This is a genomic window from Streptomyces cadmiisoli, assembly GCF_003261055.1.
Classification (GTDB): domain Bacteria; phylum Actinomycetota; class Actinomycetes; order Streptomycetales; family Streptomycetaceae; genus Streptomyces; species Streptomyces cadmiisoli.
In genome coordinates this window covers 3,348,980-3,361,884 of record NZ_CP030073.1, presented here as the reverse complement: position 1 = coordinate 3,361,884, position 12,905 = coordinate 3,348,980, and the positions used below count along the sequence as shown (strand labels likewise).

Here is a 12,905-nt window from a genome sequence, read left to right as displayed (position 1 = left end):
TCCCACTTGACTCGTGCCTCGGAAACGCCCTTGCAACCACTACGTCTGGAGTACTACAACTGGAGTGGTCAACGGACGGGACGCAGCCTACGGAAAGGGATCGGCTTGCGAAAGCTCGTGTACTACATCGCCTGCTCCATCGACGGGTTCATCGGTGACCCGGAGGGCGACGCCTCCGCCATGCTCGGCCTGGTGGACCCGGAGTTCCTGGAGTACCTCACGACGGAGCACCCCGACACCCTGCCGACGCAGGGGCGCCGCGCACTCGGCGTGGACGACGTGCCGAACAAGCGGTTCGACACGATCATCCAGGGCCGCGGCAGCTACGACCTCGCCCTGAAGGAGGGCATCACCAGCCCGTACGCCCATCTGCGCCAGTACGTCGCCTCGCGCACCCTCGGGGAGTCGCCCGATCCCGGCGTCGAGATCGTCGCGGACGATCCGGTCGGCAGGGTCCGGCAACTGAAGGCGGAGGACAGCGGGTTCGACATCTACCTGTGCGGCGGCTCGCGGCTCGCCGGCGAACTGATCGACGAGGTCGACGAACTCGTCGTCAAGACCTACCCGGTCGTGCTCGGCGACGGCATGCCGATGTTCGGCTCCGGATCCGCCGTCCACGCCTTCGAGCCGGGGGCCACGCGCACGTTCGGCAACGGCATCATCGTGCGGACGTACAGAAGGAAGCGCTGAGTCGCCCTTCGCCCTACTCTGAGGACATGGACAGCGCACAGCACGACTGTCCCGTCTGCGGACAGCCCGTCGAAACGATCGTCCGGCGGTACAAGACACTGGGCGCGTGGGTGCCGAAGTGGGTGCCGGGCCCGTGCCGGAACCCCGACTGCGCGACACACGCCGAGAGCGGCGACGCCGAGCCCGTCGAGGAGCGGCCCGCCGCCGCGCCGGAGGCGAAGGAGCCCCACCGGGTGAGCGAGGCCGAGAAGTCCTGAACCGCGCCCCGGAGAAATCTCCGGCACCGATGTCGAGAATCCGGACCCGGCTCCGACGTCCCCCGTGGAAGCCGCCCGTGGAAGGCGGCGGAACCGAAGGAGCGGAGTCATGAAGTACCTCGTGATGGTGCAGGGCACCCAGGCGGACTACGACGCGATGCAGGGCAAGGGTTCGCAGCAGTCCCCGGCCTGGAACCAGGAGGACCTCCAGGCCATGTACGCCCATATGAACGCGATCAACGACGACCTCGCCGAGTCCGGTGAGCTGGTCGACGGTCAGGGGCTCGCCGAGCCCGACCGGACCCGCCTCGTCACCCTCGGCGCGGACGGAACGACCGTGATCACCGACGGGCCGTACGGCGAGACGAAGGAGATGCTGGCCGGCTACTGGGTCCTGGAGTGCCGGAGCCTGGAGCGCGTCACGGAGATCGCGGACCGGGTGGCGCGCTGCCCGCAGCCCGCGGGCGCCCCCGACTACCCGGTGGTGATCCGGCCCATCCTGGACGGCGCCGGGGACATCTGAACCACCCGATGAACCGTACGGACGAGATCGAGGACCTGCTGCGCCGGCACGCGCCGCAGGTCCTCGGCGCCGTCGTGCGGCGGTACGGGCACTTCGACGCCGCCGAGGACGCCGTGCAGGAGGCCCTGCTCGCCGCGGCGGACCGGTGGCCGTCGGACGGCGTGCCCGGCAATCCGCGCGGCTGGCTCATCAGGGTCGCCGCACGGCGGCTGACCGACGCGCTGCGCAGTGAACAGGCGCGCCGGCAGCGCGAGGAGCGGGCGGCGGCGCTCACCCCGCGTGACGCCTTCACCGCCCCGCCGCCCGGAACCGACCGCGCCCCGCGCGAGGACGACACCCTCACGCTGCTGTTCCTGTGCTGCCACCCGGACCTGACGCCGCCCGCGCAGATCGCGCTCACCCTGCGGGCGGTCGGCGGACTGACCACGGCGGAGATCGCCCGCGCCTGCCTGGTCCCCGAGGCGACCATGGCGCAGCGGATCAGCCGGGCCAAGCAGAAGGTGCGCGGTGTCCGCTTCGGCCGGCCCGACCACTGGGAGGACCGGCTCCCGGCCGTCCTGCACACCCTCTACCTCGTCTTCAACGAGGGCTACACGGCGACGTCCGGTCCCGCGCTCCAGCGGCGCGAGCTCGCGGGCGAGGCGATCCGGCTCACCCGTACGGTCCGACGCCTGCTGCCCGACCACGGCGAGGTGGCCGGCCTGCTCGCGCTGATGCTGCTCACCGACGCCCGCCGGGACGCGCGTACCGGACCCCACGGCGAGCTCGTCCCGCTCGACGAACAGGACCGCGGCCGCTGGGACAAGGCGGCGATCGAGGAGGGCGTCTTCCTGGTCACCCGGGCACTGGGCGGGGGCCGCCCGGGCCCGTACCAACTGCGGGCGGCCATCGCCGCGGTGCACGACGAGGCCCCGTCCGCCGAGGCGACGGACTGGCGGGAGATCCTCGGGCTGTACGACGTGCTGGTGCGGCTCGTGCCCGGTCCCGCCGAACGCCTCAACCGCGCCGTGGCCCTCGCCATGGTCCACGGTCCGCGCGCGGGGCTCACCGAACTGGACCGGCTCGCGGAACCGGCCGGCGCTCCGGCCGGTATGCGGCACCGGCTGGACGCGGTGCGCGCCCATCTCCTGGAGCGGGCGGGTGACCACGAGGCCGCCCGCGCCGCCTACGAGTCGGCGGCGGCCGGCACGCTCAGCCTGCCCGAGCAGCGGTACCTGCGCGGCAGAGCGGCCCGGCTGAGGCCCTAAGGGCTGTCCGTTACGGCCGGGCGCCGTGGACGGCAGCCCCGTGCCGCACGCCCGCGCGCTCAGCGCCGGGTGGGCGGCCCGCCCGTCTCCGGGTCCCGCTCGGTCAGGCAGTACGTGCCGCCCGCCGGGTCCCGCATCACCGACCAGTGGGCGCCGCGCGACACCGGCCGTGCGCCCAGCCGCTCGTGCTCGGCGCGGGTCGACCCGACGTCCGCGCAGGCGAGGTCGAGGTGGGCGGAGGGCGGCCGTTCGGCGCGCAGGCGCTGCAGCAGCAGCCGTACGGGCAGCCCGGCCGGCGGTGTGACCGCGTGGAACTCGGGCAGCGAGCCCGGCCGGGAATCCCAGTCGTCCAGCAGTCCGCTCCAGAACGCGACTTCGACGTCGTAGGACGAAGGCGGTACGTCCACGCACACCTGGTCCAGGCGGCTGCCGCGCACCACGGGCGGGCGCGCCGACTCCCCGCTCCAGGGCACGGCGCAGAACAGCTGCCCCGCGGGTGAACGCAGCACGGCCCACCCCTCGTGCTCGGCGACCGGCCCGGCCCCGAGCCGCCGGGCCGAGGCGACGAACTCCGGCACGTCCTCGACGGAGAAGTCGAGATGCGCCCCGCCGTCCCCGCCGCCGACCCCCTGGACCTTCACGCAGGCGTCCGCCCCGGCGCCGGGCAGCAGCGTCACGAACTCCTGGTGGGCGCCCCGGGGCGCGGACAGCCGGGTGCCGGTGACGGCCGTCCAGAAGTCCTGGGCCGGGCCGAGGAGTTCGACGGGCCGGTCGATGAAGGCGTACGTCCAGCGGATGGTCATGGCCGCGATCGTAGATCGCGGGCGTACGGGAGCCGGGGCGGTTCTCTCCGCTCGGCGATCGCCCCGTCCCGCCCGCCGGGCAAAAAAAGACCGCACCCGGACCCTTCAGCGGGGCCGGGTGCGGGCCGGAGGACCGGACGACCGGAGCAATCGCAGGTCAAACGGCATGATCGAAGATCAAGCCTTCTTCGTCTCCCAGAAGATCTTGTCGATCTGGGCGATGTAGTCCAGGGCCTTCTGGCCCGTCGCCGGGTCGGTCGAAGCCTTGGCGGCGGAAAGAGCCTTCAGCGTGTCGTTGACCAGCTGGTGCAGCTCCGGGTACTTCTCGAAGTGCGGGGGCTTGAAGTAGTCGCTCCAAAGGACCGAGACGTGGTGCTTGGCAAGCTCGGCGCGCTGCTCCTTGATGACGGTGGCGCGCGCCTGGAAGTGCGGGTCGTCGTTGGCGGCCATCTTCTCCTGGACGGCCTTCACCGACTCCGCCTCGATGCGGGCCTGGGCAGGGTCGTACACACCGCAGGGAAGGTCGCAGTGTGCGCTGACCTTGACCTTGGGGGCAAACAGGCGGGAAAGCATGGAGCATTCCTCCCTCGTGATCGTCTTCTCAGGTGGGACATTACTCCCTGAGGGACGGGATTTCGCGAGTGCCCCCATGGGCTTAGGACAAAAGTCCGGGGTCAGACTGAGACTGGTGGAGGAACGAACCGGGGAGGTGCCGGCGATGCCGGAGCTGTCGCAGGAGACCCAGCGCGGGGGGTCGTTGCCGTACGGGCTGGCCGAGGTGACCGGTCCTTCCATGGTGCCCACGCTGTACCACGGGGACCGGCTCGTGGTGCGTTACGGCGCTCGGATCCGGCCGGGGGACGTGGTCGTGCTGCGTCATCCCTTCCAGCAGGACCTGCTGGTCGTGAAGCGGGTCGCGGAGCGCCGCGAGGGCGGCTGGTGGGTGCTCGGGGACAACGCGTACGCGGGCGGTGACAGCACCGACTACGGCACCGTGCCGGAGGACCTTGTCCTCGGGCGGGTGCGCTTCCGTTACCGGCCGCGGCGGCCCGGTCAGCGCTCGCCGCTGGCGGTGGCGGCCTGGGCCCTGTCGGCGGCCCGGCCCGTGCTGTCCGACCGGTCGGCCTCCAGGCGTTTGCGGGCGCGGTAGGCGGCCACGTTGGCGCGGGTGGCGCAGCGGTCGGAGCAGTAGCGCCGGGAGCGGTTGGTCGAGGTGTCGAGATAGGCGTTGCGGCACGGGGACGCCTCGCACAGGCCCAGACGGTCGACGCCGTACTCCGTCAGGTGGAAGGCGAGGCCCATCGCGGCGATGGCCGCGTAGCCGGCGGTCGCGTTGGACGGGTGGTCCGCCAGGTGCATGTGCCACAGCGGGCGGCCGTCGTCGTCGCGGAAGTCGTGCCCGGAGATCTGCGGGCTGACCGGGAACTCCAGGAGCAGGGAGTTGAGCAGGTCCACCGCGAGCGTCTCGTCGCCGCCGTCGGCCGCCTCGAAGACCGCGCGCAGCCGGGCGCGCACCGAGCGGAACCGCGTCACGTCCGCCTCGGCGGCACGACGGGCCGCCGACTGGTTCCCGCCGAAGAGATCGCGCACGGCGTCCACGGAGGTCAGCGAGTCCTTGCCCCGGGCCGGTTCCTCGCTGTTCACGAGACGTACGGCGTAGTCCGAGTAATAGGCCAGTTCCACTTGTAGTCCTTACGGAGGCGCTCTATGGTCGTGCATGCGGTCAGGTAACAGATGATCGTGCTTCCAGGGTATTACGCATCGCGTTGTGCGACGAGCGTCACGGAGGGTCGCGAATGACGGACACGGACACCACCGGCACCGGTACCGACTGGCAGGCCTGGCAGGCCGGCTGGGACCGGCAGCAGGAGTGGTACATGCCCGACCGGGAGGAGCGCTTCAGGGTCATGCTCGACATGGTCGAGGCCCTTGTCGGCGACCGGCCGCGCGTCCTCGACCTCGCCTGCGGCACCGGCAGCATCACCGCCCGCCTCCTCGACCGCTTCCCCGGGGCCACCAGCACCGGCGTCGACCTCGACCCCGCGCTGCTCGCCATCGCCCGCGGCACCTTCGCGGGCGACGACCGCGTCACGCTCGTCGAGGCCGACCTCAAGGCCCCCGACTGGCCCGCGCTCCTGCCCCACGAGTCGTACGACGCCGTCCTCACGGCCACGGCCCTCCACTGGCTGCACACCGGGCCCCTGGAGGCGCTCTACGGCCGGCTCGCCGGACTCGTCCGGCCCGGTGGCGTCTTCATGAACGCCGACCACATGATCGACGAGACCACGCCCCGGATCAACGCCGCCGAGCGCGCCCGGCGGCACGCGCGCATGGACCGGGCCCGGCAGGCCGGAGCCGTCGACTGGGCCGAGTGGTGGCAGCTCGCCGCCCAGGACCCGGTGCTCGCCGGGCCCACCGCCCGCCGGTTCGAGATCTACGGGGAGCACGCCGACGGCGACATGCCCTCCGCCGCGTGGCACGCGCGCGTCCTGCGCGAGAAGGGCTTCGCCGAGGCGCGCCCGGTGTGGTGCTCGCCGTCCGACACGCTCCTGCTCGCGCTGCGGTAGGCCGGACGCGGCGGCTTGGCCGGGCCGGGCCGCGGCACGGCGAAGGGGCGGTACGGAAAGCCGTACCGCCCCTTCGCCGTGTCCGCCGTCAGAGCACCTTGGACAGGAACGCCTGCGTCCGCTCGTGCTGCGGGTCGGTCAGCACGTCACGCGGGTTGCCGGACTCGACCACCACGCCGCCGTCCATGAAGACCAGGCTGTCGCCGACCTCGCGGGCGAAGCCCATCTCGTGGGTGACGACGATCATGGTCATGCCGGACTCGGCGAGGTCGCGCATGACGTCGAGGACGTCACCGACCAGCTCCGGGTCCAGCGCCGACGTCGGCTCGTCGAACAGCATCAGCTTCGGGTCCATGGCGAGGGCCCGGGCGATGGCGACACGCTGCTGCTGGCCGCCGGAGAGCTGCGAGGGGTAGTTGCCCGCCTTGTCGGCCAGACCCACCCGGTCCAGCAGCTCCAGCGCCCGCTCCCGGGCCTGGGCCCTGCTGGTGCCCTTGACCTGGATCGGCGCCTCGATGATGTTCTCCACCGCCGTCATGTGCGGGAAGAGGTTGAAGCGCTGGAAGACCATGCCGATGTCGCGCCGCTTGATCGCGACCTCGCTGTCCTTCAGCTCGTACAGCTTGTCGCCCTTCTGGCGGTAGCCGACGAGCTCGCCGTCGACGTACAGCCGTCCGGCGTTGATCTTCTCCAGGTGGTTGATGCACCGGAGGAAGGTCGACTTGCCGGAACCGGAGGGGCCGATGAGGCAGAACACCTCGCCGGTCTTCACCTCCAGGTCGATGCCCTTGAGGACCTCGACGTGACCGAAGGACTTGTGCACGCCCTCGGACTTGACCATCGGAACGGTGGAGTGCTTCACGGGCTCGTCCGTCTTGCTGGGCTTCTCGGTCATGCCACGCCTCCCTTCGGGCGGCCGAAGGAGAACATGTTGGCCTTGATCTTCTGCATCGGCGTCGGCGGCAGCGAGCGGCTCGAACCGCGGGCGTAGTACCTCTCCAGGTAGTACTGGCCGACGCTGAAGACCGAGGTCAGCAGCAGGTACCAGGCCGCGGCCAGGAAGAGCATCTCGGCCGGGGCGCCGGAGGTCTGGCCGATGTCCTGGGCGACACGCAGCAACTCCGAGTACTGGACGACCGACACCAGCGAGGTCGTCTTCAGCATGTTGATGACCTCGTTGCCCGTGGGCGGCACGATCACGCGCATCGCCTGCGGGATGACGATCCGGCGCAGCGTCTTGGCGTGGCTCATGCCCAGCGCGTGCGACGCCTCGGTCTGGCCCTCGTCGACCGCGAGCAGACCGGCACGGCAGATCTCCGCCATGTACGCGGCCTCGTTCAGACCGAGGCCGAGCAGCGCGGTCAGGAACGGGGTCATGAAGTCCGACCACTCGTCCCGGTAGAACGGCCCGAGGTTGATGAACTCGAAGACCAGGCCCAGGTTGAACCAGACGATGAGCTGGACCAGGACCGGGGTGCCGCGGAAGAACCAGATGTAGAACCACGCGATGGACGAGGTCACCGGGTTCTTCGACAGGCGCATGACGGCGAGCAGGATGCCGCCGAAGATGCCGATCGCCATGGACAGCACGGTCAGCAGGAGCGTCTTGCCCACACCGCTGAGGACGCGGTCGTCGAAGAAGTAGTCCGGGATCGCACCCCAGTTGATCTTGCCCTGGGAGAACGCGTAGACGACCGCGCCGAACAGCGCGAGCGCGACGACGGCGGTGACGTACCGCCCGTAGTGCCGGACCGGGATGGCCTTGATGGCCTCCGGTCCGGCCGGGGGTGTGCCGGCCGGCCCCGTCGTCTTGTCGATGTCAACAGTCACGGGTGTTGCCTTTCAGTGATCGCCGGTCGCTGACCCGGCGATCACTTGCCGCCGTTGATGGTGGCCTTGTCGACGGCGCCGTCCTCGACGCCCCACTTCTTTATGATCTTGTCGTACTCGCCGTTCGCGATGATCGCATCCAGGGCGGCCTGGAGGGCGTCGCGCAGCTCGGCGTTGGACTTGGCGACCGCGATGCCGTACGGCGCGGCCTCGACCTGCTCGCCGACCAGCTCGAAGTCGTTGCCGCCGCCGGACGTCTGCACGGCGTACGCGGCGACCGGGAAGTCGGAGGAGCCGGCGTCGGCGCCGCCCGCGCGCAGGCGGGTCTGGGCCTGCTGGTCGTTGTCGAAGGCCTCGATGCTGAGCTTCTCACCCTTGGGGCAGTTCTTCGCCTCGGCCTTGGCGAGGTCCTCGGAGACCGTGCCGCGCTGCACCACGATCTTCTTGCCGCACAGGTCGGACCAGGTCTTGATGCCCTGGTCGTCACCCTTCTTGGTGTAGATCGAGACACCGGCGGTGAAGTAGTCCACGAAGTCGACGCCCTCACCGACCTTCTTGCCGGTGTCGGAGTCGACGCCCTCCTGGCGGTCCTTGGTGTCGGTCATCGCGGACATGGCGATGTCGTAGCGCTTGGAGCGCAGACCGGTGATGAGGGTGTCGAAGGTGCCGTTCTCGAACTGGAACGTCACGCCGAGCTGCTTGCCCATGGCGGCGGCGAGGTCGGGGTCGATGCCCACCGTCTTGCCGGAGTCGTCCTTGAACTCGACCGGCGCGTAGGCGATGTCCGAACCGACCTTGATGACGCCCTTGTCGCGGATCTCCTGCGGCAGCTTGTCGGCCAGCGGAGCCGAGCTCTTGGACGCGGTGTCGGTGCCGTCCGAGCCGTTGTTCTCCGTCTGGTCACCGCAGCCGGTGAGAAGCAGGGCACCGGCGACCGCGATCGCACCGACCGCGGCTAGCCGGGAACGCGCGGCGGTCGTACGACGGGTGGAGCTGGCGGTCATTGTGGGTTCCTCCGGCGGATGGGTGGAGTTGCCGATGGGTCGACGAGAACACACAGCTTCGGGTGTCGCGACCTCGTGTGATTACCGCATCTTGCCATTCGGACTCGACCACTCAGGCGAAGCGTCATGTCAAAATCGGATAACGAGTGACCCTCGAACCGCACCACTCCGGGACATCCCGACCGGAGCTTCTGCGGGAATCATCCATTCCGGCCGCAAGATCTCCGGTCCGTCCCAGAATGTGGATGTTCGATAGTCGAGGCAGGGCGTTCGTTGAGCGGTCTGCGCCGGTTTGTCGAGCCCCTGTCCCCATATTCGGGCATGAGTCATGTCACTGGCATGTGACCTTCGCTCTGCGGACTCGTCGCTGACACCCTCCGTCGGGTAAGAAGGTTCTTTACACCCCTCATCCGGGGCTCAGGGCGCGTGTGCGGCGCGCCCGTCGCGTATGTGCCCGTACGCATCACTCACCTGGGCCGTGCGCGGTGCCCGCCCACCCCTCACCAGGAGTGGTCAACCCTCAAACCTTGAAGACTTAAGGGGTCAAACAAAGTGGCAGCGGAGATCGTCAATCCTCGCAGCGACGGCAATACGGAGGAGGGAGGGGCGGAGCCCCTCGATTCCATCGATCCGGCGTTCGCGCTGCACCGCGGCGGCAAGATGGCCGTGCAGGCCACCGTGCCGGTCCGCGACAAGGAAGATCTGTCCCTGGCGTACACGCCCGGCGTCGCGAAGGTGTGCACCGCGATCGCCGAGCGGCCGGAACTCGTCCACGACTACACGTGGAAGTCGTCCGTCGTCGCCGTCGTGACCGACGGCACGGCCGTGCTCGGGCTCGGTGACATCGGACCCGAGGCCTCCCTCCCGGTGATGGAGGGCAAGGCGATCCTGTTCAAGCAGTTCGGCGGCGTGGACGCCGTGCCGATCGCGTTGGCGTGCACCGACGTGGACGAGATCGTCGAGACCGTGGTCCGGCTCGCGCCCTCCTTCGGCGGCGTGAACCTGGAGGACATCTCGGCACCGCGGTGCTTCGAGATCGAGCGCAAGCTCCAGGAGCGGCTCGACATCCCGGTCTTCCACGACGACCAGCACGGCACGGCGGTCGTGACGCTGGCCGCGCTGCGCAACGCCGCGCGGCTGACCGGGAAGGGGCTCGGCGATCTGCGGGCCGTCATCTCGGGCGCCGGAGCGGCGGGTGTCGCGATCGCCAGGATGCTGGTCGAGGCCGGCATCGGCGATGTCGCGGTCGCCGACCGCAAGGGCGTCGTCTCGGCCGACCGGGAGGACCTGACGCCGGTCAAGCGGGAGCTGGCCGGGTTCACCAACAAGGCCGGGTTCTCCGGATCGCTGGAGGCGGCCCTGGAGGGCGCGGACGTCTTCATCGGGGTCTCCGGCGGCACGGTGGCGGAGGAGGCGGTGGCCTCGATGGCGGAGGGCGCGTTCGTCTTCGCCATGGCCAACCCGAACCCCGAGGTGCACCCCGAGGTCGCGCACAAGTACGCGGCGGTCGTGGCGACCGGGCGGTCGGACTTCCCCAACCAGATCAACAACGTGCTCGCCTTCCCCGGCATCTTCGCGGGGGCGCTCCAGGTCCGGGCCTCCCGGATCACCGAGGGCATGAAGATCGCGGCGGCCGAGGCGCTGGCCGGTGTGGTCGGTGACGACCTCGCGGCCGACTACGTCATTCCCTCACCGTTCGACGAGCGGGTCGCTCCCGCCGTGACGGCCGCGGTCGCCGCGGCGGCACGGGCCGAGGGCGTGGCACGCCGCTGACGTCCGGTCGACGGCCCCGTCCACCGAGGACGGGGCCGTTCGCCTGTCCGCCCGGCCGCGTCCGTTCGGGTGGTCGTGCCGGGGCCGTCCGGCGGACCGCGTCGTCGCCCGCAGCGCGTCGCGCGGCGGGCGGGAATCTCCGGAGCGACTCGCGAAGTGGCCCGCGCGGGCCACGGCGAGGCCCCGGCCGGCCGCCCGTCGGCCGACTGCCGGTGGCCCCTCGGTGGCGCGGGTGTCCGGCGCCCGCGGGTGACAAGAGGGCATTGGTCACAGGGCCGTACGGTTCCGCGGGGCGGACGCGGACCCTATCGTCGGGCCCATGTTCGCTGTCTACGCCGCCCGGATCGACCGCGACCAGCCACTCACCGGCCTGGAGTCGGGGGAGCGCCCCGCCCCCGAGGCCCGGCCGGGCTGGAGCGTCGTCGACGTCAGGGCCGCCTCCCTCAACCACCACGACCTCTGGTCCCTGCGCGGCGTCGGTCTCGCGGAGGACCGGCTGCCGATGATCCTCGGCTGCGACGCCGCCGGTGTCGACGAGGACGGCAACGAGGTCGTCCTGCACTCCGTCATCGGCCAGACCGGCCACGGCGTCGGCCCGAAGGAGCCGCGCTCGATCCTGACCGAGCGTTACCAGGGCACGTTCGCCGAGCAGGTCGCGGTGCCGACCTGGAACGTCCTGCCCAAGCCGAAGGAGCTGTCCTTCGCGGAGGCCGCCTGTCTGCCGACCGCCTGGCTGACGGCGTACCGGATGCTGTTCACCAACGCCGGTGTACGGCCGGGGGACTCCGTCCTGGTGCAGGGCGCCGGCGGCGGTGTCGCCACCGCGGCGATCGTGCTCGCCAAGGCGGCCGGGCTGCGGGTCTTCGCGACCAGCCGGGACGAGGCCAAGCGGAAGCGGGCCCTCGAACTGGGCGCCGTCGAGGCGCTGGAGGCGGGCGCGCGGCTGCCGCAGCGGGTGGACGCGGTGATCGAGACGGTGGGAGCGGCCACCTGGTCGCACTCGGTGAAGTCCCTGCGGCCCGGCGGCACGCTGGTCATCTCCGGCGCCACCAGCGGCGACCGGCCCTCGCACGCCGAACTCACCCGCATCTTCTTCCTGGAGCTGAAGGTCGTCGGGTCCACGATGGGGACCAAGGAGGAGCTGGAGGACCTGCTGTCCTTCTGCGCCGCCACGGGGGTGCGCCCCGTCATCGACGACGAGCTGCCGATGGACCGGGCCCGGGAGGGCTTCGAACGCATGGCGGCGGGCGAGCAGTTCGGGAAGATCGTGCTCACCAACGGCTGACGCGGCCGGCCGCCGCCGCGGCGGCCGCTGCTCCTCGGGTCGTACGACGGCCGGTCCGGATTTCCGGGCCGGCCGTTCGTCATGTCAACTGGGGTTGACGGATGACTGACGTCAACGTAGGTTGACATGCATGACGGAAGCTACGGAACTCGCCGAGCGGGCCGGTGACCGCGATCCGCGGATCGGACTGCGCGCGGTCGCCGCGCTGCGGCGGCTGCTGGAGCAGTTGGAGGCCGTCCAGGTGCGCAACGCGCGCAATCAGGGCTGGTCGTGGCAGGAGATCGCCGCGGAACTCGGCGTGAGCAGGCAGGCCGTGCACAAGAAGTACGGGAGGCGATGATGTTCGAACGGTTCACGAAGGACGCCCGCGCCGTGGTCAAGGGGGCCGTCGCGCACCGCGAGAGCACGGAGACGGGGACCGTCGAGGCCGAGCACCTGCTGCTGGCGCTGCTCGACCGGGGCGAGGGCCGGGGCGCTTTCGCGCTGGCCGAACTGGGGCTGTCCGGGCGTGCCGGGTCGGTGACGCGGGCACTGGACGAGGCCCGCCGCCGCGCCGGGCTGTCGCAGGCGGACACGGACGCCCTGGCCGGACTGGGCATCGACGTCGCGGAGATCGTCTCGCGGGTGGAGGAGGCGCACGGCGTGGGCGCCATGTCGGGGAAGCGCGAGGACCGGGGGCGGTGGTCCGGGGGCGGTTCCTTCGGCCGGGACGCCAAGGACGTACTGGAGAGGTCCCTGCGCATCGCCGTCGCCCGCCGGGACCGCCACATCGGGGACGAGCACATCCTCCTCGCCCTCGCCTCCCGGCCGGGCGTCGCCGCGGAGGTGCTCGCGGACCACGGGGTCACGTACGACACGGTCACGCGGGTGCTGGACGGCGGGGGAGAGGTCGAGGCGGGCTGACGGGGGCTTCGCCCCGGGCCGGC

At 71.0% G+C, this 12,905-nt stretch carries 16 protein-coding genes; 10 read left to right on the top strand and 6 right to left on the bottom strand.

What is annotated here, in order from left to right; translation table 11 throughout:
• Positions 1-105: 105 nt before the first annotated feature.
• The 4 genes from DN051_RS14125 (at position 106) to DN051_RS14110 (ending at position 2,717) form a co-directional block, all read left to right on the top strand.
• A complete protein-coding gene (locus tag DN051_RS14125) occupies positions 106-690 on the top strand; it encodes a dihydrofolate reductase family protein (protein WP_053757340.1) in 585 nt (194 codons plus the stop codon).
• 26 nt (positions 691-716) lie between these two features.
• Positions 717-947 (top strand): hypothetical protein, encoded by a 231-nt coding sequence (locus DN051_RS14120; RefSeq protein WP_053757339.1) that lies wholly within the window; start codon positions 717-719, stop codon positions 945-947.
• A gap of 109 nt (positions 948-1,056) precedes the next feature.
• Positions 1,057-1,470 carry a YciI family protein gene (locus tag DN051_RS14115; RefSeq protein ID WP_053757338.1) on the top strand — a complete coding sequence of 138 codons (414 nt, stop codon included), beginning with the start codon at positions 1,057-1,059 and terminating at the stop codon, positions 1,468-1,470.
• 8 nt (positions 1,471-1,478) lie between these two features.
• Positions 1,479-2,717, top strand: coding sequence for an RNA polymerase sigma factor (locus tag DN051_RS14110; RefSeq protein ID WP_112438825.1), 1,239 nt, complete (start codon positions 1,479-1,481; stop codon positions 2,715-2,717).
• Positions 2,718-2,776: 59 nt separating this feature from the next.
• On the opposite strand, the gene DN051_RS14105 is transcribed toward DN051_RS14110, so the two are convergent.
• Together DN051_RS14105 and sodN are read right to left on the bottom strand one after the other, a co-directional pair.
• On the bottom strand, positions 2,777-3,520 hold the full coding sequence (locus tag DN051_RS14105) for a VOC family protein (protein ID WP_112438824.1): 744 nt from the start codon (positions 3,518-3,520) through the stop codon (positions 2,777-2,779).
• A gap of 177 nt (positions 3,521-3,697) precedes the next feature.
• Positions 3,698-4,093, bottom strand: coding sequence for a superoxide dismutase, Ni (gene sodN, locus DN051_RS14100; RefSeq protein WP_020136639.1), 396 nt, complete (start codon positions 4,091-4,093; stop codon positions 3,698-3,700).
• 145 nt (positions 4,094-4,238) lie between these two features.
• Between sodN and sodX the strand changes: the two genes are divergently transcribed.
• The gene (gene sodX / locus DN051_RS14095; protein ID WP_053757393.1) at positions 4,239-4,670 is read left to right on the top strand and encodes a nickel-type superoxide dismutase maturation protease; all 432 of its coding nucleotides are present in this window, start codon (positions 4,239-4,241) and stop codon (positions 4,668-4,670) included.
• Here the strand turns inward: sodX and DN051_RS14090 are convergent.
• Positions 4,574-5,203: a CGNR zinc finger domain-containing protein gene (locus DN051_RS14090; RefSeq protein ID WP_053757335.1), complete on the bottom strand. Its 630-nt coding sequence runs from the start codon at positions 5,201-5,203 to the stop codon at positions 4,574-4,576. The two genes, sodX and DN051_RS14090, sit on opposite strands and share 97 nt — an antisense overlap.
• A 113-nt stretch (positions 5,204-5,316) precedes the next feature.
• On the opposite strand from DN051_RS14090, the gene DN051_RS14085 reads away from it, so the two are divergent.
• On the top strand, positions 5,317-6,087 hold the full coding sequence (locus DN051_RS14085) for a class I SAM-dependent methyltransferase (RefSeq protein WP_112438823.1): 771 nt from the start codon (positions 5,317-5,319) through the stop codon (positions 6,085-6,087).
• An 88-nt stretch (positions 6,088-6,175) separates the two neighbouring features.
• Here the strand turns inward: DN051_RS14085 and DN051_RS14080 are convergent, their stop codons facing one another.
• Genes DN051_RS14080 through DN051_RS14070 form a run of 3 tightly spaced genes read right to left on the bottom strand, consistent with a single transcriptional unit; the run spans position 6,176 to position 8,921 of the window.
• Positions 6,176-6,982, bottom strand: coding sequence for an amino acid ABC transporter ATP-binding protein (locus DN051_RS14080; protein WP_053757333.1), 807 nt, complete (start codon positions 6,980-6,982; stop codon positions 6,176-6,178).
• Complete coding sequence (locus DN051_RS14075) at positions 6,979-7,917, bottom strand: amino acid ABC transporter permease (protein WP_112438822.1); 939 nt, start codon at positions 7,915-7,917, stop codon at positions 6,979-6,981. Before DN051_RS14075 ends, DN051_RS14080 begins: the two co-directional genes overlap by 4 nt.
• A 41-nt stretch (positions 7,918-7,958) precedes the next feature.
• Positions 7,959-8,921, bottom strand: coding sequence for an ABC transporter substrate-binding protein (locus DN051_RS14070; protein WP_053757331.1), 963 nt, complete (start codon positions 8,919-8,921; stop codon positions 7,959-7,961).
• Between the two features lie 552 nt (positions 8,922-9,473).
• Here DN051_RS14070 and DN051_RS14060 point away from each other — a divergent pair.
• The 4 genes from DN051_RS14060 to DN051_RS14045 all read left to right on the top strand — a co-directional run bounded on the left by DN051_RS14060 (position 9,474) and on the right by DN051_RS14045 (position 12,882).
• Complete coding sequence (locus DN051_RS14060; RefSeq protein WP_053757330.1) at positions 9,474-10,694, top strand: NAD(P)-dependent malic enzyme; 1,221 nt, start codon at positions 9,474-9,476, stop codon at positions 10,692-10,694.
• A 319-nt stretch (positions 10,695-11,013) separates the two neighbouring features.
• The gene (locus tag DN051_RS14055; protein WP_053757329.1) at positions 11,014-11,979 is read left to right on the top strand and encodes a zinc-binding dehydrogenase; all 966 of its coding nucleotides are present in this window, start codon (positions 11,014-11,016) and stop codon (positions 11,977-11,979) included.
• Positions 11,980-12,109: 130 nt separating this feature from the next.
• A complete protein-coding gene (locus DN051_RS14050; protein ID WP_053757328.1) occupies positions 12,110-12,319 on the top strand; it encodes an HTH domain-containing protein in 210 nt (69 codons plus the stop codon).
• Complete coding sequence (locus DN051_RS14045) at positions 12,319-12,882, top strand: Clp protease N-terminal domain-containing protein (protein WP_112438821.1); 564 nt, start codon at positions 12,319-12,321, stop codon at positions 12,880-12,882. The genes DN051_RS14050 and DN051_RS14045 overlap by 1 nt, the downstream gene beginning before the upstream one ends.
• Positions 12,883-12,905 lie beyond the last annotated feature (23 nt).